The organism is Paenibacillus kyungheensis, from assembly GCF_028606985.1.
GTDB classification, from domain to species: Bacteria; Bacillota; Bacilli; order Paenibacillales; family Paenibacillaceae; genus Saccharibacillus; species Saccharibacillus kyungheensis.
This window is the reverse complement of the sequence record NZ_CP117416.1, coordinates 4,142,909-4,164,761: the sequence shown is the minus strand read 5'-3', so window position 1 is coordinate 4,164,761 and position 21,853 is coordinate 4,142,909. Positions and strand designations below refer to the sequence as shown.

The following is a 21,853-nucleotide window of genomic DNA, read 5'->3' as shown; positions in this document are numbered from 1 at the left end:
CTCCGGTCATGCACCGGGGGTTTTTTAATTGTATAATTAGGGTACAAAGTATTTGGCGTTAAAAGTACTATATCGTTAGAAAGGAGAGATTTATGGACTCTCATATGGATCTTATTCAAGAACAAGAACAAGCCATGAACAATATTCGCAATAAACTCGCCTTGTTACCGGATTTATCTGGTTGTTATTTAATGAAAAATCGTGAAGGTACAATTATTTATGTAGGTAAAGCGAAAGTGCTCAAAAACCGGGTTCGCTCTTATTTTACAGGGAGTCACGATGGTAAAACGCAACGTCTGGTTGCAGATATTCGTGATTTTGAATATATTGTGACTGCAAGTAATATGGAAGCTCTTATTCTGGAATGTAATCTGATCAAAACGCATCAGCCTAAATATAATGTATTGCTCAAAGATGATAAAACTTTTCCGTATATCAAAATCACCAATGAGCCACATCCACGTCTGGAAGTGACGCGACGTATTCTTAAAGATAAAGCCAAGTACTTTGGCCCTTATCCGAATGCTTTTGCTGCTCAACAAACCAAAAAATTGTTGGATCGTATGTATCCATTGCGTAAATGTAAAGTCATGCCTAAAGAAGTCTGCTTGTATTATCATATGGGACAATGTCTTGCACCTTGTGAATTCGAAGTGCCTCAACAATCATATGATGAAATTAAGCAAGAAATCAGCAAGTTTTTGAGTGGCGGTCATGAAGAGATCAAAAAAGACTTACAACGCAAAATGGAAGAAGCTGCAGAAGATCTGTATTTTGAACGTGCCAAAGAATTACGGGATCAAATTATCAATATCGATGCCTTGATGGAAAAACAAAAAATCACGATGGCAGATGCGAAAGATCGTGATGTATTTGGATTTGCTGTTGATAAAGGCTGGATGTGTGTACAGATTCTATATATGCGTCAAGGTAAAATGATTGAACGTCATGCTTCGGTCTTTCCTTTTTACGGAGAGCCTTATAACGACTTTATGTCTTATGTGACGCAGTATTATAGTGAAAATCCAGCGATGCCTCAGGAAATTATGTTGCCTGTCGAAGAAATGATTGCAGATGAACCGAGCGATGTTAACGATCAAGCTATCGAACATGCTGAAGCAGCAGGGTTGGATAGTAGCGATCGTGAACAAGTCGATGCAGCAGTGGTTAGCGATCGTGTAGCAGAAGAAGGAACAGCTTATGCAGTGCAGACAACAGAACAGTCTATCCAGCAAGCAGAAGCCGCTAATGCGTCTGTAGTAGAAGGTGCTAACGAGCCAAGTGGACAAGCGGAGAATAACGAACAAGCTGATCCTTCAAGTAGTGCAGCCGCGTTACAGCAATGGTTAGGCGTGAAAGTTCTTATTCCTCGTCGTGGATTGAAAAAGCAAATGACAACGATGGCGCAGGATAATGCTAGAGTATCATTGGATGAAAAATTCCGTCTGATTGAACGTGATGAAGAACGTACATCCAAAGCCGCAGGCAATCTGGGACAAGCGATTGGACTAGAAAGCCTTGAACGAATTGAAGCTTTTGATAACTCTAATATTCAAGGAACCAATCCTGTATCAGCGATGGTTGTATTTATTGATGGTAAGCCAGCTCGTAAAGAGTATCGTAAATACAAAGTCCGTACGGTCGAAGGTTCAGATGATTATGGTACTATGCGCGAAGTGATTCGTCGTCGATATGAGCGTGTAGTTAAAGAAAATTTACCGATGCCTGATCTAATTGTAGTCGATGGTGGTAAAGGACAGATTTCTGCGGCAACCGATGTATTGGAAAATGAATTAGGTTTATTTATCCCTGTCTGTGGATTAGTCAAAGATTCCAAGCACCGTACTTCTCAATTGATGGTCGGTGATCCAGCAGAACCGGTAAACTTAGCGCGTGATAGTCAGGAATTTTATCTATTGCAACGGATTCAAGATGAAGTCCATCGCTTTGCAATTACGTTCCACCGGGAACAACGTGGTAAATCGATGATTACATCGCAATTGGATAGCATTCCGGGGATCGGAGATAAACGTCGCAAGTTACTACTCAAACATTTTGGTTCACTCAAAAAAATTAGAGAAGCCAGTGTAGATGATTTCCGTCAGTTAGGTATTGGCGATAAATTAGCGAAGCAAATTCTTGAAGCTCTCAAAGAAGAATAAATGCACAAATACAATCAATATAACGTAAAGCGCATCAATCGTTTTTGTTATCTAACGATTCGATCAATCTAACACCTTATGATGATAGTCTGTGAATGATAATCTAAAAGAGACACAAAAAAAGAGTAGCCATTATGGCTACTCTTTTGGTTTATTTTCATGTTCAGACGGTGGAACTGGACTTGTATATTGTTGAAATTGTTGCGGATGATCTGGATACTGTTGTTGTCCTTGTGCTGGATCATAATAAGCTTGCGGGATCGGTGCAGGAGGTACATAAGGTGGATATGCATTTTCGACCCCTTTGTTTTTGGTAAAAGTATAGATCACTACAGCTACAATGGCTGGCAAAGCAATATAGAATACACCAAGTAAGATATTCACTATTCCACCCATACTGATGAGACTGAGTGACATTAAAATACTATCGAAAATAACATGTGCGAATACAGCCGCGATAAAGCCGTAACGTAAAAAGATAAAGCTGAATAACAAACCGATAAATAACAATTCAATCGGACGGGAATATACAGGATAGATCGGATACAACGTATGTCCAAGCGCCCAGATCATTGTAGTAATAAAACAAGCTACAAAAGTATTACGTACTATTTTTTTCAGCATCGCAATCCCGAATAGACGATAGACGGCTTCTTCGCCAATCCCTGCCATCCATGCTAATAACGGGAATAGTGCTGGATAGATCATATTATAAGGCGAGCTGGTATCATCTGTAGCAGAGTACACACCAAGTGCATTTTCCAAAATTAAATAAATAATCGACTGTACCCCTAGCAAAATGAGAGCATACAAGTAACCTACCGCAACACTATGCAATACATATTTGCCATAACCGATTTCTTTTGAACGTGGCCAGATATTGATTCCGCGTTCTCTCCATAATCCATCTCCACCGACAAAGGAGAAGTACAGTAAAATCGCCATCAATACATTTAAAATCAATTGAAGACCAATAATGACATAAGAAACGATTTTGTTCGATTCACCGAGTGTAATATCGACCAGAATAGGCCACATATTGAGCACACTGAATACTGAAATAGCGCAATAGATAATGCTGAGCACAATACCTCGTTTGAATGAAGTATGTCTACGTTTTAGTGAACCGAATACGATAGCCAATACACCAAGTACAAGCGTAAACAGTCCATAACCGAGTGCGGTTAACCAACCAGCTAATGTTGTCTGTTCTTTGACATAAGCTGTGTACGTATCCGGTGGAGTCAGTACCGGCTGGAAGGAACGAATTTGTCCATACTCATACGTAAACTTGAGTTGTAACTGACTATCGCCTAATTTTCCGTCTTTGGTAGTGTATAGCAAGTCTTGTTGATTACCTTTGGTCTGTAGATTTAATTGTCCTACATCAAATCCCATTGCTTTTAAAATAGGTTGTGCTTGTTCTTGCTTTTCAGCCAGTGTAACTGATTCATCTTTTTCAGTTGTAGCTGTAGGATCAAGACTAAATGGCTGTGATGCTCCTGTCTTGTTATCATACATAGAAAAAGCAACCACTTTACCGGTATTCATATGTACATCAATATCGAGTGCATCCCCGGTACCTACATCTGGATAATGAACACGAAACACATCATAAGGAGCTACTTTTTCTAACTTTTGCATATACGTCTGTGTTAATTTCTCTTTGGCTACATAACCGCTTAATTCAGCATTCGTATGATACGTTACTGAAGGAGCAGGCAGATCGGGTAATACCAAAGTATCATTGGCAAAAGCTTTGGCACTATCGATTGCTTTTTCCTGACTAACCACATTTACTTGTTGAACTTCTAATGTGTCTGAAGCTGTAGAAGGGAATACTTGTAAAAGTAAAAATAATACCAATCCGACAGCAGCAAGCACACCAAGAATTTTGTAATTCGGTTTGAGCTGGACGGGTTGTCCGGTGGGGTTCATGAACATCCTCCTTCAATTTTAAAAATACCTATTTAGTAGAGGGATAGATATTTTGTGATACAAAAATCGTTTTTACTTAAGCTGTGGCATATGCATACTACTGAATGTTAGTGTAACGCAATCTTTTTTTGATTGCAAAACGCTATAGCAGTCTCTGCTCAGAGGAACTATAATCAGAAGCAGTTAGACCATTTGAATACGTATTATTTCAAGAATAGAGAGGTTGAATCGATTTTGAAAAATGGTTTTGAAATAAAAGTGTGGACTCCACCTCGTATTCTTGCTATCGGTTATGCAGTCTGTATTTTAATAGGAACGTTATTATTGATGTTACCTGTTGCTCATCGAAGTGGAGAAGGATTAAGCTTTTTGAATGCTTTTTTTACAGCCACTTCCGCTACTTGTGTAACAGGGTTAGTGGTTGTAGATACAGGAACGTTTTTCTCAACTTTTGGTCAGGTCGTGATTATGTGTCTCATTCAGATCGGCGGACTTGGATTTATGACAGTGGCTACATTATTTGCACTCGTTTTTCGAAGACGTATTTCTTTACGAGAACGTCTGGTTTTGCAAGAAGCGATGAATCAAGGCGATATGGAAGGGATCGTTCGCTTAATCAAAAAAGTGATTTATTATTCATTTGCGATTGAATTGATTGCTGCTTGCTTGTTTACGCTGCGTTTAATGGCAGATTTTCCGTTAGGACAAGCGATGTATTATGGTGTGTTTCATGCGGTATCTTTATTCAATAATGCCGGGTTTGATTTGTTCGGTCATTATAGTAGCTTTACCCGCTATGTATCCGATCCAGCAATCAATCTGATATCGATGGCTTTGATCATATTGGGCGGGTTAGGGTTTGTTGTATTGTCTGATTTGATAGAATATCGCAAAAAACGTAAACTATCTCTTCATTCCAAAGCCGTATTATGGATGACTTCGATTTTGCTTGTTGGGGGTTTTGTACTCGTTTTTGCATTTGAATTTACGAATATGAGAACGATTGGTAGCTTGAGCTGGGACGGTAAGTTCTGGGGATCGTTATTTCAATCGGTTACCACCAGAACAGCAGGAGCTAACACATTGGATTTGACACAGTTAAGACAAGCGACTTTATTGTTAACGATTATTCTGATGTTTATTGGAGGTTCACCGGGTTCGACAGCAGGTGGAGTAAAAACTACGACCATTTTGCTCATTATTGGAGCTGTGATTAGTATGGTAAAAGGAAAAGAAGATGTGGTTCTATTTTATTTTCGGATCAACAAAGATCGGATTTATAAAGCGTTAACGATTACGGTCTTTTCTTTATCGTTAGTTATTGTAGCGACAATGATTCTGACAATGACAGAAGCGACTGGATTTATAAATGTGTTATTTGAAGCCACTTCTGCATTTGGAACAGTTGGATTGTCACTTGGACTCACACCTAATCTAAGCACACCCGGTAAATTAGTGATTTGTTTGTTGATGTTTGCCGGACGAGTAGGCATGATTACGCTGGTCTACGCACTTGCTCCAAAACAAGGCAAAGAACTGTATCGTTATCCTGAAGGTAAAATCATGATCGGTTAAAATCAGTAAGTTTATTCATCTAAGCGTATCGAATCATTCATCGTTTCAAATTGTTCTTTGGTATCAATAATCCATTGTCTGGCTGCTGAACCTAGATCAGAACTTTCACTATACAGAAGACATGTTGTACGGCGGGTCTGTTCCAGTTCCGGAATATGAAGAGAAACCAGTTCATTGCCTGACAATAACTGTTCGCCTACATAAGATTTGGGTAACAACGCAGCAGCCATACAGATCGGTAACAGACGAACAATCGCTTCAAATGAATCGATCTCCATTCGCAAATCGGGCATGACGGTATAACGATGAAAAACATCATCAATTAATTTACGATACCATGTGCCTTTTGAGAAAATAATCATAGCCAAACCTTGTAAATCTTGCATCGTAATATCTTTTTTATCTGCTAGTAGATGATTGCCCGGTACTACCAATTCAAGATGATCGTCAAATAAAGGCACACAAATCAGACCGGATTCATGGATAGCTGAAGCGACTATACCTACATCTACTTTTTTATCGCGTACCGCATTGACGATTTCATGCGTTTTGCCGGTGATCAATTTGAGCTCTGCATAAGGGTGTTTACGTGTAAAGCTACTCACCAGTGGAGGCAATGTCGTCTGTAAGGTCGTCAGACTGGCTCCAAAGGTCACTGTTGTCTGATCCTCAGACTTATAGCGATTAAGGCTTTGCAGGAACTTGAGGTTCTGCTGGCGCTGTTCTAAAGCGAATGTATACGTAAGTCGTCCAATCGACGTTAATTCCAGTCGTTTACCATTACGATTAAAAAGGGAGACACCTAGATTTTCTTCTAATTTAGAGATTTTACGAGACAGCGCAGGCTGAGATAAATTTAATAATTTAGAAGCTTGATTGAGACTGGATTGTTCTACAACGACCGCAAATATATCAATATCTTCAAGCATCTGGAATTTATCCTTTCCTCTTATGCGTTTTAGTTATAACAATTAATAATTATATTGCAATTCCATTATAAGTCAAAGTAGAGTAACATAAAAAGTGACACAACTTGTTCACAGGATTTGAGCATTGTGAACAGATTGTAAAGCTACGGAAGATGGGGACTTCCTACGCGGAGATTGACGAAGGTCCGAACATCTCTCGTTAATCCACGTCCGGGACAGCATTAACTAATGACTGTCACTATGAAAACGCTCTTATTATGAAAGGGGAACGTCATTCATGAAAGGGTTTTACGCCAGAAGGTTACACTCATTATTAGGGGTCATTCCGCTCGGAGCTTTTTTTATTGAGCATATGATTACCAACTTTTCTGCATACGAAGGCGGAAAAGAATCCTTCGATAAAAGTGTGGCATTTTTGAATAACCTGCCACTTGTTCTGGTTTTGGAAAGTTTATTCATTTTTTTACCACTGATTTATCATGGAGTCTACGGTCTGTATATCGCTTATCAAGCGAAGCCAAACAATGCTAATTACGGTTATGAACGTAACTGGCGCTATACACTTCAACGGATTACTGGTGTAATCACGTTCGTGTATATTGTATGGCATGTATTTGAGACTCGTTTCCAGGTTGCTCTCGGTAATGTAACTCATGAGCAATTAGGCGGAGTTATGTACAATATCGTGACCAATCCAGTAACCTTCGTACTTTACACTATTGGTGTATTGGCAGCTTCGTTCCACTTTGCAAATGGTCTATGGTCTTTCCTAGTAAGCTGGGGAATTACAGTAGGTCCAAGAGCACAACGTGTATCTTCATACGTATGTATGACACTTTTTGTGATTGTATCTATTATGTTTATTTTGTCTCTTGTCGCTTTCCGCAATATGGAATTCGAAGACCCAACGGTTGCATTGCAAGCGATTCGTCATTTCGTAGCATAAACATGAAGTCATATTAGTGCACAGCACAATAGATATACCGTAATACCTTATATTTGCTTCACTCAGCTCATAGTCGAACAGATGTAACGTGATGAACGGTGGCAGGTGAACCGTTCTGCTGTTCGTTGAAGATAGAAGAGCTATAAGGATCAGTAGGCTAAGGGGAGGGTAAATCGTTATGGCAACATCCAATATTATTGTCGTGGGCGGCGGGCTAGCGGGCTTGATGTCTACAGTCAAAGCAGCAGAAGCAGGCGTTCATGTACATTTATTTTCATTGGTACCGGTCAAACGTTCACATTCCGTATGTGCGCAAGGCGGGATCAATGGAGCTGTAAATACAAAAGGTGAAGGAGATTCACCATGGGTGCATTTTGATGATACTGTGTATGGCGGTGACTTTTTAGCGAATCAGCCACCAGTTAAAGCAATGTGTGAAGCAGCACCTGGTATTATTCACTTAATGGACCGTATGGGCGTTATGTTTAACCGTACACCAGAAGGATTGCTTGATTTCCGCCGTTTTGGTGGAACGAAGTTTCACCGTACTGCTTATGCAGGAGCAACAACAGGTCAACAATTGTTGTATGCACTGGATGAGCAAGTACGTCGCTGGGAAACAGCGGGCCTTGTAACCAAACATGAAAACTGGGAATTCCTTTCTGCTGTATTGGATGATGAAGGTGCATGTCGTGGAATTTGTGCACAGGATCTTCGCAATATGGAAGTGGTTACGTTCGCCGCAGATGCTGTTATTTTGGCAACAGGTGGCCCAGGTATTATTTTCGGTAAAACAACCAACTCGGTGATCAATACAGGAACAGCAGCAAGTGCTGTATATCAACAAGGTGTACATTATGCGAACGGAGAATTTATTCAAATTCACCCGACAGCGATTCCAGGCGATGACAAGTTGCGTCTGATGTCTGAATCTGCACGTGGTGAAGGTGGACGTATCTGGACGTATAAAGATGGTAAACCGTGGTATTTCCTTGAAGAAAAATATCCATCTTATGGTAATCTCGTTCCCCGCGATATTGCAACACGCGAAATTTTCCAAGTGTGTGTAGATGAAAAATTAGGGATCAACGGTGAAAACATGGTTTATCTGGATCTATCACATAAAGATCCAAAAGAACTGGATGTTAAATTAGGTGGTATTATCGAAATCTATGAAAAATTCATGGGTGATGATCCACGTAAGATTCCGATGAAAATTTTCCCCGCGGTTCATTATTCAATGGGCGGTATGTGGGTAGATTATAATCAGATGACTAATATTCCTGGTCTGTTCGCTGCTGGTGAATGTGAGTACCAATATCATGGAGCAAATCGTCTGGGTGCTAACTCATTAGTATCAGCGATCTATGGTGGTATGGTTGCAGGTCCAAAAGCAGTTGAATATATTAAAGGATTGAAAAAATCTGCTGCGGATATGCCGACAACGATGTACGATCAAATTCGCAAACAGCAGGAAGATAAATATACGAACCTAATGAATATGCAAGGCAATGAAAATGCGTATGTTTTGCATAAAGAATTAGGTGAGTGGATGACTGACAACATGACAGTAGTTCGTTATAACGATAAGTTGCAAGCAACGATCAATAAGATCAAAGAGCTAAAACAACGTTATACGAAAATCAATATGAATGATTCATCCAGTTGGAATAATCCTAGCGTAGCTTTTACGCGTCAATTGTGGAATATGCTTGAATTGTCTGAAGCGATGACACTTGGAGCATTAATGCGTGATGAGAGTCGTGGAGCTCACTATAAACCTGAATTCCCAACACGTAATGATGAAGATTTCCTCAAAACGACCAAAGCAACTTGGACACCAGATGGTCCACAGATTTCATATGAAGATGTGGATGTATCTCTGATTCCACCGCGTATACGTGATTATTCCAAAGATTAAGACACATGACACCTATCTCAGTGAAGTGATTAATTTAAGGGGGCATTAGAAATGGCGGAAACCTCAACACAGAGTAACCCAGCTAATGTAACGGCCAAAAAAAACGTCAAGTTTATTATTACCCGTCAGGATAAGCCGGATAGCCCATCATATACAGAAGAATTTGAATTACCTTATCGTCCAGGGATGAATGTGATCAGTGCGCTGATGGAGATTCAACGTAACCCTGTCGACAACACAGGTAAAGCAACAGCACCTGTCTGCTGGGAATCCAACTGTTTGGAAGAAGTATGTGGAGCTTGCTCTATGGTAATCAATGGCAAGCCACGTCAAGCGTGTTCTGCACTGGTTGATAAATTAGAACAACCGGTTCATATTGCTCCAATGAAAACTTTTCCAGTAGTACGCGATCTTGTTATTGATCGTAGCCGTATGTTCGGTGCACTGAAAAAAGTAAAAGCATGGATTCCGATTGATGGTACGTATGATCTGGGTGCAGGTCCGCGTATGCCAGAGAAAAAACGTCAATGGGCTTATGAATTGTCGAAATGTATGACTTGTGGTGTATGTCTGGAAGCTTGCCCGAATGTAAATGACAAAACAGACTTTATCGGCCCTGCGGCGTTGTCTCAGGTTCGTCTGTTTAATGCTCATCCAACAGGTGAGATGAATAAAGAAGATCGTCTAGATGCATTGATGGAGCCGGGTGGTATCGAGGGATGCGGTAACTCGCAGAACTGTGTACGCTCTTGTCCAAAAGGTATTCCATTGACAACTTCGATTGCAGAAATGAACAAAGAAACATCCAAGCATATGTTCAAACGGTGGTTGGGTGTATAATGGTATAGTCGTATATACGATCATACCGGGTTGATAGTAAGCCACTGATCAGGCGGGTTCCGTGTAAAAGCGGAAACCCGCCTTTTATCTTGAACCGGTGGTAGATAGGAGTGATGTGCATGATCAGTGAAAGACCGATAAGTTATGATCAATTAGTGGAAGAATTCAAAGCATTAGGCATTACAGAAGGGATGAATATTCTAGTACATTCTTCGCTAAAAAGTCTGGGAGGATGGATTCCGGGAAGTGCTGAAACCGTTATCCTGGCTTTGGAAGCAGTATTAGGGGAGTCAGGCACATTGATTATGCCTACTCAAACATCGCAATTAACCGATCCAAAAGGATGGATGTATCCACCTGCTGAACAACGTTGGTGGAATCTGATACGTGAAAGTATGCCGCCATATGATCCTGATTTTACAGTGACAACAGGTATGGGCGTTATCGCTGAAACGTTCCGTAAACAAAAAGGAGTCTACCGTAGCGCCCATCCTCAAGTATCGTTTGCCGCATGGGGTAAGCATGCAGAAGAATGGATGAGCGACCATGATCTGGATTTTGGATTAGGCAGTCATTCTCCTTTACAAGATTTATATCATGCGAATGGATATGTCATGATGCTTGGAACGTCATATCATACCAATACATCGATTCATCTGGCAGAATATATTGCTGAATGGAACGGCAAAAAAGAGATTACTATGAAAGCTCCTATGATGACGGATGAGGGGAAACAGTGGGTGAAGTTCAAAGATTTGAATTTTGATTCCGATGATTTTGATGAAATTGGAGCCGATTTTGAACAGGATTGTCCCCATTTATTTACACAGGGATATATAGCCAAAGCCAAAACACTTTTGATTCAGCAACGTGGACTGGTGGATTATGCGGCAGGTTGGTTGGAAACCCATCGTTAAGGATAAATAATTAGAAGTAGTATTTTATAGGAATAAGTAGACATCGTTTATATAGAGAGGGGAATAGTTATGATTTGGAGAGAGCATGAAGATGCTTTTATTATGATTCGTCAGCATGACCACGCAAAATTGTCAGGGGAATTTGCCCGTCATTTGAATCCTCAGTATATTGAACAAAAAGAGCGCTGGGATGAGGTGCTGATCGGCTGTGAGCAACATGATCGTGGCTGGATTCCTTTAGATGAGATTCCACTATGGGACGATGCAAAGCAAATTCCATTTTCATTTATGCATTTTCCAGAACCGGCGAAATTAGTCTTTTACAGATATGGAATTAAAGAATTGGAAAATATGACGCCCTATGGTGGAATGTTAGCCAGTCTGCATTATGCGGCGTTAGTAAGTCATTATGGGGAAGAAGATCCGTTTTGTATCGCTTTTGTCAAAGAAGAAAAAGAACGTCAAGAACGTATCAAAGAGCAAGTCAAACCTAATGAACAAGCGCTCGCATTTCATCGTTCTGTATTGGAATTATGTGATGATCTATCACTATATGTATGCTTAAATGATCCTGGCGTGAGCAAAGAAAATGAACAGGATTGGTGGAAAGAAGGATTTGAAGTAGGGAAAAAATTCGCTTTTACAAACGATCAAGCGATTATGCCTAAATGGGTAGACGAGCATCGGGTGAGTCTGTCTCCATTCCCGTTTGAAGCTCCATTTACACTGGAATTGGTCTATCGCAAAGTGAATAAAAAAGATATTCAACAATCCGGTCTGGCTCAAGCATTTGCCGACACTGAAAAACAAACATGGAACATCGAATTTGTCCCATCAGAATCGTAATAGATGGGGAGGGGTATCTCTTAATGGTTGTGATCATTCTTATATGCCCATTAAGAGATACGTATTTACATAAGCGTTTTGAGTAAAAACGCGATCAGGTTCAATAAAAGTAAGATTTTTGCAAAGCCCAATATCTATTCATTAAGCATTTTGAGTAAAAATGTGACCGAGTTCAACGAAAAAATGGAATAATAACGAAAGTGTAAAATGAGCAGGTCACTATCGTAAATTTGACGATAGCTGTTGGATTCGGCACAATAAGCATAATATGTTCAACCGCCTGCGGGCAGCCGAATCCAAAGGAGGAATTTTAGCCTGAATCCCTATGACTCTTTACACACACTTTATGATCCGATAAGAATTCCTTTTTATTTTAAACATAGATATGATATTACCCGTAGACAATTTTTGAAGCGAAGTACAGTCGTAGTCGCTTCTCTAGGATTGGGAACAGCAGGATATACGTGGCTAGGAGAGCCGAATTGGTTAGACAAAGTCTATATCGATTTACCGCTTCCTCAGTTACCACCCAGTCTAAACGGGATGAAATTAATTCAATTTAGCGATGTCCATCTAGGTATGGGCAAAGAAGCATCCGATCTGGAAAAGTTAGCCGATATCATTATGGCGGAAAAACCGGATATGATTTGTTTTACAGGAGATATGGTAGACGATGATCCAACACCTTTACGTGCAGGAGTAGGCGCACTTCAGAAAATGTCTGCTCCGTTAGGCAAATTTGCTGTATTGGGGAATCATGATTATTTGCAAGATGTTCTGTCTGTGTCTACTATGATAGAACAAGGCGGCTTCCAAATGTTAACAAACGAAAATGTACAGATCAAGCAACCGGATGGAACACTTGCGATTATTGGTCTGGATGATCAGTTACTCGGCAAGCCTAATGTGAATAAAGCGACAGCAGATATTGGTAAAGACGCTTGTCGTATTTTATTAATGCATGAACCTGATTATGCGGATAAGATTCCGATTAATTTTGGTTTTCATTTGCAATTGTCAGGTCACAGTCATGGCGGGCAGATTCGATTGCCCTGGTTCGGCGCAGTGATTACCCCTCGTGGCTCACGTAAATATATTATGGGCTGGTATCAAGCAGGGCCACAGCGTCAGCTTCCACTCTATGTTAATCGTGGTATCGGAACGTCTCAAGTGCCAATCCGCTTTCTCTGTCGACCAGAGTTGACGATATTTACACTGAGACGAGCAGAGGGTTAACAGCAGTAAGAAGAAGTTGTATTTGTGAAGCCAAATGCTGGATGAAAGATATTTTGCGGGGCAAAAATCATGTTTGATGAGGTTAGAAGAAATCGCATTTATAAAGCCAAATGCGGAAGGAAAGATATTTTGCGGAGCAAAAATCATGTTTGATGAGGTTAGAAGAAGTCGCATTTATAAAGCCAAATGCTGGGGGGAAAAGAAATGGAACGTATTGCTTTGGTGTCTGATATTCATGGAAATTATCCGGCTTGGCAGGCGGTATTAGCAGATATAGATCAAAAAGGAATTACACGTATTTTTTGTCTGGGCGATCTGGTTGGTAAAGGGCCGGATGCGGTCAAAATTACCGATGAAGTCGCTTTGCGTTGTGAAGTCATTATTCGTGGAAATTGGGAAGAACTTGTTGCTCGTATGAGTGAAAATGATGAATTGTTTGGCTGGCAAGCCCGGCAATTGGGAGCAGAGCGGGTCAAATTTCTGGATGAATTACCATTTCGCCATGAATTTTTATTAAGTGGACGATTGGTCTCGTTAGTCCATGCATCACCTGAAAATGTTTTTCATCGTGTACAGCCCTGGGATGACCTAGAGCGCCGCATGGGGATGTTTGCACCGATCGTTAATCCAGATACACAAGAATCGCTTATTCCAGATATCGTTGGCTACGGAGATATCCATAATGCATATATGCAACATCTGGAAGGTCGATTATTATTTAATACAGGAAGTGTAGGGAATCCATTAGATATGCCAGCCGCATCGTATGCGATTTTGGAGGGGGATTATTTATCTGAAGTGATTTCTCCTTATTCATTACAATTGGTTCGTGTTCCTTACGATATTGAGCAGGCGGTACAGGATGCCCGAGATGCAGATATTCCTGCACTGGATTACTATATTAAAGAATTGCGCACCGGTGTGTATCGTGCCATGCAGCAAGACTAACCCGAGGAGGAATGGCGATGTTGAGTAAACAGGATTTGAAAAAGGGCTTTCCTGATCTGTATACAGACCGACTCAAATTACGCCGTCTAACTGCGCAGGATGTGGAGATTTGGTGGGAGTGTGCCAGTGATCCACAGGTGATGAAATATTTGTACGGAGCCAAAGAAAGCAAAGAGTATCAGTCTTTACAGCCAGACCGTCTGGGCCGAAGAGTGGAAGAAGCTTTTCGTAGCCTGAGTTCAATGCATTTTGCGATCACTTCCAAAGAAGAGGGCACATTATATGGCGTGTGTTCTTTTCAACGGTGGGACGAACGTGCAGCACGTGCAGAAATAGGGTTTGCGCTGTGCCGTAGCCACTGGGGTAGAGGATACGCAGCTGAAGCGTCCAGTAGGATGGTTGAATTTGGATTTGAAGAGATGGGCTTATCTCATATAGTAGGTCGTTGTCATGCCGACAATGCTCTGTCTCAACGGGTACTTGAGAAAAATGGCATGCGTCCGCAACAACCTTCTTCCAATGCAGGGATTCAGAGCTACTGGGAAGAGATGGGGATCATGATTTATTCTATCGCGCATACCGAATACTTGTTGCGCAAAGAACGTGCAGCTTCACATAGTCATAGTCAAGGCAGAAGTGGAGGCGCTTCTTCTTCATGAATGGACAACAGTGGTTCACCCGTCCGCTTGGTATATGGAGCAGTTCACTGATCGCTACGATTTTGTGGGGAAGTGCACTGCCTTTTATCAAGTTAAGCTATGCTCATCTGGGGATAGAGAGTCATGATATTTTTGCGCAATGGTTATTTGCAGGGTATCGCTTTACATTAGCGGGATTGTTATTAATGGTATTAGCGAAAATATTAAATCCCAAAGGGCAACCTATTCCTCATATTCCTGCTAAACGGTTAATTCATTTATCGCTGTTCCAGACATTGTTACAATACATTTTTGTATATGCGGCACTGGGGATGGGATCAGGGATGACGATGTCGATTATTGCAGGCTCTGTGTCCCTTTTTCAAATGTTATCGATTCGTTGGATCGACAATACAGAACGATTATCGTTGCGGAAGTGGTTGGGATTACTGCTTGGGTTTACAGGAATTGCAGTGATGGGGTTTGGTCAAAGTGGAGGCAATGTCCATTTTGGCTTTGGACTGGGTGAACTGCTGATGTTGTTGTCTGCACTTACTGGAGGATGGGGTAATGTGTTGGCAAGGCGGGAAGCAGGCATTGAGCCGATTCTAAGTCTGACCGGTCGTCAGATGTTCTGGGGCGGTCTAGGCTTGATTGTTATCGGTTCTTTAACCGGGCATCCGTTTCCTTTCCAATGGGATCTAGCGGCTGTATGGATGCTTCTGTATCTGGTTGTACTGTCTGCTGGAGCATTCGCACTATGGAATACAGTGATGAAATACAATAAAGTAGGCAAAGTATCGATGTATCTATTTTTGACACCATTATTTGGCGTTGTATTGTCTGCTCTATGGTTAGATGAAAAGTTATCGATCTGGGCAGCACTTGCGTTACTTCTGGTCGCAAGCGGGATTATACTGGTCAATCGGGAACGGATTGTACATAAAGGGTAAAATTTTGTTATACAACTGCAACAGTGTTGCAACTCAATCCCAATAGAAAACAGGTATGATGTTCTCAAGACCCCCTTTTTGAATATATGATGGACCTGCGTGAGTGCAGGTCTCTTTTTTTTGCGTCTGAACACCTTTATACGTTAAAAAATACAAAAACTCTAACCTTTGTGCCTGTAACCACTTCAATAACGAAGAGCTAGACAGTCAAAGGTTAGAGCCATATGGTATATCTATTTGTATATTCACCGAGAGTATTCAATTGCAATACAGTACATCTTCTCTAAATGATAGTACAAGCATCTATCACTACAAATGATTTACAGGGCAACAGCTTGACGTTGTTTTTGCTTATAGTAGACCCATTCTGTAAAGCCGATATCACGTAACTTTTGAGCGACTTTATCGAAATCATCGCCAACTCGTTGTGGAATATGAGAATCGGAACCAAATGAAATGTCTACACCGAAATGATGAGCACGTTCAAGAATTTCATCTACAGGATGCCATAGTCCACAGACTTTAATCTTACCCGAAGTATTCACTTCAATCGCTACGCCACACTCCGCTATAACTTGTAATGTACGGTCTATCGCTTGTGGAGCCTCAATTTGAGTGAAATCAGGATAATTACTTTTGATAGCGTCAATATGTCCAAGAATCTGGAACATCCCGCTACGAGCAGATTCAGCGATCATGCGGAAGTATTCTTCTTTGGTCGCAATCTGGTCTGCTGTATTCATGCCTTTCCAGCGTGAACGATCAAAAATACTATAACCGCTACTGTAATGAACAGAACCGATAATATAATCAAAAGGATATTGAGACAACGTTTCATGATATAACTTGGCATGATCCGGGAAATAATCTGATTCGATACCAAGCAAAACATCGATTTTGCCTTCGTATTCTTTTTTGAGTTCTAATACTTCATGTACATAATGTTGAAGCTCGCTTTTACCCATGGCTATCTTGGGAAAAGCTTGATCGAGGTCACTGCTGAAAAAGGGAGTATGATCTGAAATGCCGATCACTTGAATATCAGCAGCAATCGCAGCTTCTATATAATCGCGGATATCACCATCCGCATGTCCACAACGATAATGATGGGTATGAAGATCGAATTTCATAACAATCGCTCCTTAAGCGCCTGGTTAGTTCAGCGCAACTTCTTATAGTAAATCAAACAGAATAGATGCACAGCCAAATTATGTGACAATAAGTGCTTGGCAAGATAAGTATTAGTTCTTTATCAACTTTTTAGCCATTATTCAGTGCTAATAAATTGATCAGCAGGCATACCTTTGAGATCGTCTAAAAATTGACGCATAGCCGAATTCAGATATCTACCTGATTTATAAATCAGACCTACAGGATGACTTACCTCAAATTCAGGCATAGGAATCATCACTAGTGTACCGTGGCGTAATTCACTTGTGATTGATTGTCTCGAAATAATCGCTACCCCCAGATCAATCTCCACCATTCGTTTGACTTCTTCACTACTGGACAATTCCATCACAATCTGAGGTTCAATATGATGTTCTTTGAATACTTCATCTACAAATCGGCGACCTACCGTATCCGGAGATAACATAATAAGAGGCAGATGTTGCAAATCTTGAATATTGGCTTTTTTGGTACGAGCTAAAGGATGCTGTGGAGAAACGACTAACTCAAACATATCATAATATAAAATAGAGGTATTTAAATTCGGATTGCGTTCAATCAGATAACTGATTCCGACATCGACCAGCCCATTTTCTACACTATGATAGACCTGTGAAGATGACATCGAATGAATCATCGTTTGAATCAGTGGAAATTGATCTTGGAAATAAGAAAGTACTCTCGGTAAAATCTGAATCGCTATAGAAGTCGGCGTACCCAGTGTAATGCGTCCTTGAGGCGTCTCATCCAGATCAGATAACCGTTGCTTTAATTGCTCAACAATCGCTAACATTTGCTCAGCATGTTCTAAAAAAACAACACCCTGATCGGTTAACGTAACGGGTTGGTTACGATCCACCAGTACCGTTTTAAATTCATCTTCCAGACTTTTAATCTGAGCAGAGACTGCAGGCTGAGTTAGATTTAGTAGTTCTCCTGCTTTACGGAAGCTCATTGTCCGCGAAATGGTCAATAAGGTTTCCAATTGACTGATATTCATGAGTTCCTCCTTATGTATGCCAAATTGTTAAATACTTGCATAGAAGATAAAGTATTCAACAATCGATACCTATCTAAATTATAGGGGATTACACAAAAAGCATCAATGCAGGAAGAAATCTTTAAAATCTATTAACATAAAATGTACATAATTCAGTGCTTGCGACCGATAATAAGTAAAGACAGTTAAAAAGACCTAAGATTTAGAAAAAAGAGCAACAAATTTACCAGTAAATGTCGATTTTTAAGATTATCAACAGTAGATTTGCAAAAAAAATTAAAAAATGGAAGATACATCAATGATTCTAGATGATTTGAACTAGGTTATAAGGTATAATATCCATAATATCATAGGTCAAAAGTTGTATTTAAATATGAACCCAATCGTAAAGGGGAGTAAACGAATTATGAAAGCGGAAGTAATCAATCCATTTTTGGAAGCTGCGCGACTCGTTATTGGACAAGTAGTACAAGTGGCTCCTTCCACAGGAAGCCTGGGCATTAAAGATATCGAGCTAGTTGACGGTTATATCTGGATTCAGATCGGAATGACCGGACAAATGAGCGGAGATATTATGTTTGGTATTGAAGAAGCAGTAGCGTTGCGTATGGTTTCAGCAATGATGGGTGGCTTTGTGATTACAGAGATGGACGAAATGAGTCAAAGTGCTATCTCAGAATTAGGCAATATGATTAGTGGTAATGCAAGTACCATTTTATCCAACCAGGGCGTTACAGTAGACATTACACCTCCAAAGGTAATGAAGACTAGTGCCATGACTGGATTTGTGTCCGCCAAAGCATTAACAATTCCTTTGTTAATGGATGGAATCGGAGAACTCGATATTCAAGTAATGATCTCTTAATCGGCAAAACCATCTGTATACTTCCAAAGAGTACGATAAAACCTCTTCTACCTGAGCGTAAAGGTAAAAGAGGTTTTATTGTATATTCATACAGCATGAGCATAACCAAGCATAAAGTTAAGAGGTCAATTTTTTACCTTCACCGCTTAATATTTTCAGAATATCATTCTCATAGCCTAATACATAATCAAGCTTATACGAGCTATATACTGTTCCTGAATCTTTGCGTTCTTCGGCTGTAATCTCAACCGTTACTTTAACTTGATCTCCATCTTTGCTAGCAATAATCGAATCAATCGAGACTTCGCCTGTCTGAATATAGCCTTGACGGAAATCGGCATAAGACAGATTGCTTTGCCAGCGACTCCCCAGCAAAGAGTATGCGGTAACATAATCTTGCATACTTAGACTTTCATAAAAGTAGCTGACGATATACTGAGCATCATCTTGTACAGAAGGTGCATCGGATACGGTATCGGTAGCTGGCTTGGAGGTTTTAGGTAAATCTTTACCCGGATTCTTTGACCATTTCTGTACCGTTTCTTGAATCTCGGATACAGGAATACTGAAGCCAATCGTATTCGATTCGCTTGCCATCGCTGAATTAATACCTAACACTTCGCCAGTATCGGCATGAATGAGTGGGCCACCGCTATTCCCTGGAGCAATAGGTGCACTGATCTGATAGAGATTGGTATAGACATAAGGATCTATCGTAAAATCACGCCCCACGCCACTAATAATGCCAGTGGTGATCGTATTTTGTAAGCCAAGCGGGCTACCGAGAGCTAATACATTATCACCTACATCGGCATTACTATTTTGCGCTAATGCTAAAGGTTCTGTGTCAGCTAGCTCTGGAACTCTAACCACAGCGATATCCATATCTGTACCCATACCGATCACTTTGCCATCTAGCGTACGAGCATCGGCTGTTTTCACTTTGACGTTCAGTGCTCCTGCGACAACATGGGCATTGGTAATAATATCGCCTTGCTTGTTATAAAGAAACCCTGATCCAAGAGATCCATCATCTAACTCAATCATCACGACTTTTTTCTGAGTATTAAAAATAACATCTTTTAAAGCTGGATTCCCTTTCGAAGCTTGGGTAGCTTTGGTTGTAACCGTTGCGACTAAAGGTTTATTTGGTAATTGAGCAGGAACGGTACGATTGATATACATAAAGGAACCTATACCTGCTGCAACAATGACTACGCTGGCAATACTGCTTACTATCCATGCTTTATTCATATAGGCTCCTCCTTAATCCAGATACCATGTAATATTATCAATCTGTATCGTCACTTCTTCATACCAATCATATTCATACGCACTGTAAGATCCTGTAGCTCCGATCGCCAGATCATAAGGTTCGACAGATGCGGAAGAAGAAAATAGATAATTACCGGCGGCATCATAACCGGAATAATAAACAGTGATCGAATAAATAGGCTTGGTAGCTACATTTTTGACTTCACCGTAAATTTCGATATCACCATACTCATTGAGCTGTACATCGAGATTCGATAATTCAACACCAGCTGTTCGGTTTTTTAAATCTTCTTCTTCGGCTTGTTGAATAGCTCGTTCGATGCGCTGTTTTTCAGCAAGTTCGAAGGCTTCTTTTTCAGAAGTGATCCGTTTTTGTAGCGATAGTAATTTTTCATCTTTGCTAGAGTACTGTAGCCCGGATTTGACAGCTTCTGTAGCCTGGCTAAAATCATTTTGTTGGAGAAGCTTTTCGGCATTTTTCATACTGATCGTTATAATCTTATTAATAATCAATTGATGAACTTCTTTAGCTTCCTGATTATTTAGTCGATCTACTTCATCAAGCTTATAAGCGAGTGCATCAATCGTATCCAATTGGTCTAATTCTTTTTTCACTTGAAGAACAGCCAGCAGATCTTGGTTGCGATTGGCTAACGTTTTTTCTTGATCAAATATCGGTTCTTTGCGAGCATCTAAAGCTTTTTGCAAAGTGGTCAATGATTGTTCCGCAGGTTCTAGCTGATTTAACTTGAGCTTGGAAGAAACCGTTGTTAATTTGGTATGGATACGATTCGCGGTCTCAATCATACGTTGATCTGTATTTAATACTGCATAGGTCGGGCGTAAAGTAGTGGCTTGGGTAAGCTTGGTCAGAGCAGGTTCATACTGCCCTTTAAGAGCAAGGGTACTTGCTTCTTGATGTAACTGGGTGACTTGTTGATTGATATCTTGTTGATGTTGATACCACCAAAATAAAGTACCTGCTATACCAAGCAATAATACTGTTGGTATGATCCATGTTAGATGACGTAAAGGAGAAGCAGGGGGGTGAGGTGGTGCTCCTGAAGATGAAGTCGATGATGCAGATGCTACAGAATGAATATGTTCTGTATCACTAGACTGCGAATCAGCATGAACTGAAGACGAATCTGAACGAAGTTGATCCAGAATATCTACAGGAGGCTGTTCGTTAGGGATTTCCTGTGTATCAGGTGAAGGTTCTGTTGGTGTCTGAAGTTTAGCTCCACACTGACTGCAAAAAACAGCATTATCCGGCTGATTTGCCCCACAATGGTTACAATACATCATAATCCTCCTTATCAAGCGTTTGGCAACATAAACGCGATTTCTTTTAATGAAATGAATAATGATTTTTGCAAAGCAAAATATCTTACATCAAGCGTTTGGCAACATAAACGCGATTTCTTTTAATGAAATGAATAATGATTTTTGCAAAGCAAAATATCTTACATCAAGCGTTTGGCAACATAAACGCGATTTCTTTTAATGAAATGAATAATGATTTTTGCAAAGCAAAATATCTTACATCAAGCGTTTGGCAACATAAACGCGATTTCTTTTAATGAAATGAATAATGATTTTTGCAAAGCAAAATATCTTACATCAAACGTTTGGCAATAAAAACGCTATAATGAATTCTGAGTTAAAAGTAACCAAGTAACTGAATAAAATAT

General features: G+C 40.3%; 18 protein-coding genes. 12 read left to right on the top strand and 6 right to left on the bottom strand.

The window, feature by feature from the left end; genetic code table 11:
* Nucleotides 1–92 precede the first annotated feature (92 nt).
* Nucleotides 93–2,162, top strand: coding sequence for an excinuclease ABC subunit UvrC (gene uvrC, locus PQ456_RS17840; protein ID WP_273613485.1), 2,070 nt, complete (start codon nucleotides 93–95; stop codon nucleotides 2,160–2,162).
* A gap of 138 nt (nucleotides 2,163–2,300) precedes the next feature.
* On the opposite strand, the gene PQ456_RS17835 is transcribed toward uvrC, so the two are convergent.
* Nucleotides 2,301–4,100, bottom strand: coding sequence for a CPBP family glutamic-type intramembrane protease (locus tag PQ456_RS17835; protein WP_273613484.1), 1,800 nt, complete (start codon nucleotides 4,098–4,100; stop codon nucleotides 2,301–2,303).
* A 234-nt stretch (nucleotides 4,101–4,334) separates the two neighbouring features.
* Here PQ456_RS17835 and PQ456_RS17830 point away from each other — a divergent pair, with 234 nt between their 5' ends.
* A complete protein-coding gene (locus PQ456_RS17830; RefSeq protein ID WP_420540622.1) occupies nucleotides 4,335–5,675 on the top strand; it encodes a TrkH family potassium uptake protein in 1,341 nt (446 codons plus the stop codon).
* 11 nt (nucleotides 5,676–5,686) lie between these two features.
* Here PQ456_RS17830 and PQ456_RS17825 read toward each other — a convergent pair whose 3' ends face one another.
* A complete protein-coding gene (locus PQ456_RS17825) occupies nucleotides 5,687–6,604 on the bottom strand; it encodes a LysR family transcriptional regulator (protein WP_273613483.1) in 918 nt (305 codons plus the stop codon).
* A gap of 277 nt (nucleotides 6,605–6,881) precedes the next feature.
* Between PQ456_RS17825 and PQ456_RS17820 the strand changes: the two genes are divergently transcribed.
* The 9 genes from PQ456_RS17820 (at nucleotide 6,882) to PQ456_RS17780 (ending at nucleotide 15,849) form a co-directional block, all read left to right on the top strand.
* On the top strand, nucleotides 6,882–7,550 hold the full coding sequence (locus PQ456_RS17820; RefSeq protein ID WP_204826800.1) for a succinate dehydrogenase cytochrome b558 subunit: 669 nt from the start codon (nucleotides 6,882–6,884) through the stop codon (nucleotides 7,548–7,550).
* Between the two features lie 178 nt (nucleotides 7,551–7,728).
* On the top strand, nucleotides 7,729–9,471 hold the full coding sequence (sdhA, locus tag PQ456_RS17815) for a succinate dehydrogenase flavoprotein subunit (RefSeq protein WP_204826799.1): 1,743 nt from the start codon (nucleotides 7,729–7,731) through the stop codon (nucleotides 9,469–9,471).
* Nucleotides 9,472–9,522: 51 nt separating this feature from the next.
* Nucleotides 9,523–10,311, top strand: coding sequence for a succinate dehydrogenase iron-sulfur subunit (gene sdhB, locus PQ456_RS17810; RefSeq protein ID WP_273613482.1), 789 nt, complete (start codon nucleotides 9,523–9,525; stop codon nucleotides 10,309–10,311).
* Nucleotides 10,312–10,430: 119 nt separating this feature from the next.
* A complete protein-coding gene (locus PQ456_RS17805; RefSeq protein WP_273613481.1) occupies nucleotides 10,431–11,228 on the top strand; it encodes an AAC(3) family N-acetyltransferase in 798 nt (265 codons plus the stop codon).
* Nucleotides 11,229–11,297: 69 nt separating this feature from the next.
* Nucleotides 11,298–12,074, top strand: coding sequence for a DUF3891 family protein (locus PQ456_RS17800; protein ID WP_273613480.1), 777 nt, complete (start codon nucleotides 11,298–11,300; stop codon nucleotides 12,072–12,074).
* 294 nt (nucleotides 12,075–12,368) lie between these two features.
* A complete protein-coding gene (locus PQ456_RS17795; RefSeq protein ID WP_420540672.1) occupies nucleotides 12,369–13,310 on the top strand; it encodes a metallophosphoesterase in 942 nt (313 codons plus the stop codon).
* A gap of 204 nt (nucleotides 13,311–13,514) precedes the next feature.
* On the top strand, nucleotides 13,515–14,258 hold the full coding sequence (locus PQ456_RS17790) for a metallophosphoesterase family protein (RefSeq protein ID WP_273613478.1): 744 nt from the start codon (nucleotides 13,515–13,517) through the stop codon (nucleotides 14,256–14,258).
* Between the two features lie 17 nt (nucleotides 14,259–14,275).
* Nucleotides 14,276–14,917 (top strand): GNAT family N-acetyltransferase, encoded by a 642-nt coding sequence (locus PQ456_RS17785; protein ID WP_273613477.1) that lies wholly within the window; start codon nucleotides 14,276–14,278, stop codon nucleotides 14,915–14,917.
* Entirely contained in the window at nucleotides 14,914–15,849 is a 936-nt protein-coding gene (locus PQ456_RS17780; RefSeq protein WP_273613476.1) for a DMT family transporter, read from the top strand. The genes PQ456_RS17785 and PQ456_RS17780 overlap by 4 nt, the downstream gene beginning before the upstream one ends.
* A 320-nt stretch (nucleotides 15,850–16,169) precedes the next feature.
* Here PQ456_RS17780 and PQ456_RS17775 read toward each other — a convergent pair whose 3' ends face one another.
* Entirely contained in the window at nucleotides 16,170–16,979 is an 810-nt protein-coding gene (locus PQ456_RS17775; RefSeq protein WP_273613475.1) for a histidinol-phosphatase, read from the bottom strand.
* A gap of 137 nt (nucleotides 16,980–17,116) precedes the next feature.
* On the bottom strand, nucleotides 17,117–18,019 hold the full coding sequence (locus tag PQ456_RS17770) for a LysR family transcriptional regulator (RefSeq protein WP_273613474.1): 903 nt from the start codon (nucleotides 18,017–18,019) through the stop codon (nucleotides 17,117–17,119).
* A 406-nt stretch (nucleotides 18,020–18,425) separates the two neighbouring features.
* On the opposite strand from PQ456_RS17770, the gene PQ456_RS17765 reads away from it, so the two are divergent.
* Entirely contained in the window at nucleotides 18,426–18,884 is a 459-nt protein-coding gene (locus PQ456_RS17765; protein WP_204826789.1) for a chemotaxis protein CheX, read from the top strand.
* 117 nt (nucleotides 18,885–19,001) lie between these two features.
* Here the strand turns inward: PQ456_RS17765 and PQ456_RS17760 are convergent, their stop codons facing one another.
* Both PQ456_RS17760 and PQ456_RS17755 read right to left on the bottom strand, forming a co-directional pair.
* Nucleotides 19,002–20,138: a S1C family serine protease gene (locus tag PQ456_RS17760; RefSeq protein ID WP_273613473.1), complete on the bottom strand. Its 1,137-nt coding sequence runs from the start codon at nucleotides 20,136–20,138 to the stop codon at nucleotides 19,002–19,004.
* 12 nt (nucleotides 20,139–20,150) lie between these two features.
* Complete coding sequence (locus PQ456_RS17755) at nucleotides 20,151–21,464, bottom strand: zinc-ribbon domain-containing protein (protein ID WP_273613472.1); 1,314 nt, start codon at nucleotides 21,462–21,464, stop codon at nucleotides 20,151–20,153.
* Nucleotides 21,465–21,853 lie beyond the last annotated feature (389 nt).

Bases quoted from the DNA above. Each gene is read 5' to 3' on its own strand.
- uvrC (WP_273613485.1), top strand. From the start codon at position 93: ATGGACTCTCATATGGATCTTATTCAAGAACAAGAACAAGCCATGAAC.
- PQ456_RS17835 (WP_273613484.1), bottom strand. From the start codon at position 4,100: ATGAACCCCACCGGACAACCCGTCCAGCTCAAACCGAATTACAAAATT.
- PQ456_RS17825 (WP_273613483.1), bottom strand. From the start codon at position 6,604: ATGCTTGAAGATATTGATATATTTGCGGTCGTTGTAGAACAATCCAGT.
- PQ456_RS17820 (WP_204826800.1), top strand. From the start codon at position 6,882: ATGAAAGGGTTTTACGCCAGAAGGTTACACTCATTATTAGGGGTCATT.
- sdhA (WP_204826799.1), top strand. From the start codon at position 7,729: ATGGCAACATCCAATATTATTGTCGTGGGCGGCGGGCTAGCGGGCTTG.
- sdhB (WP_273613482.1), top strand. From the start codon at position 9,523: ATGGCGGAAACCTCAACACAGAGTAACCCAGCTAATGTAACGGCCAAA.
- PQ456_RS17805 (WP_273613481.1), top strand. From the start codon at position 10,431: ATGATCAGTGAAAGACCGATAAGTTATGATCAATTAGTGGAAGAATTC.
- PQ456_RS17800 (WP_273613480.1), top strand. From the start codon at position 11,298: ATGATTTGGAGAGAGCATGAAGATGCTTTTATTATGATTCGTCAGCAT.
- PQ456_RS17790 (WP_273613478.1), top strand. From the start codon at position 13,515: ATGGAACGTATTGCTTTGGTGTCTGATATTCATGGAAATTATCCGGCT.
- PQ456_RS17785 (WP_273613477.1), top strand. From the start codon at position 14,276: ATGTTGAGTAAACAGGATTTGAAAAAGGGCTTTCCTGATCTGTATACA.
- PQ456_RS17780 (WP_273613476.1), top strand. From the start codon at position 14,914: ATGAATGGACAACAGTGGTTCACCCGTCCGCTTGGTATATGGAGCAGT.
- PQ456_RS17775 (WP_273613475.1), bottom strand. From the start codon at position 16,979: ATGAAATTCGATCTTCATACCCATCATTATCGTTGTGGACATGCGGAT.
- PQ456_RS17770 (WP_273613474.1), bottom strand. From the start codon at position 18,019: ATGAATATCAGTCAATTGGAAACCTTATTGACCATTTCGCGGACAATG.
- PQ456_RS17765 (WP_204826789.1), top strand. From the start codon at position 18,426: ATGAAAGCGGAAGTAATCAATCCATTTTTGGAAGCTGCGCGACTCGTT.
- PQ456_RS17760 (WP_273613473.1), bottom strand. From the start codon at position 20,138: ATGAATAAAGCATGGATAGTAAGCAGTATTGCCAGCGTAGTCATTGTT.
- PQ456_RS17755 (WP_273613472.1), bottom strand. From the start codon at position 21,464: ATGTATTGTAACCATTGTGGGGCAAATCAGCCGGATAATGCTGTTTTT.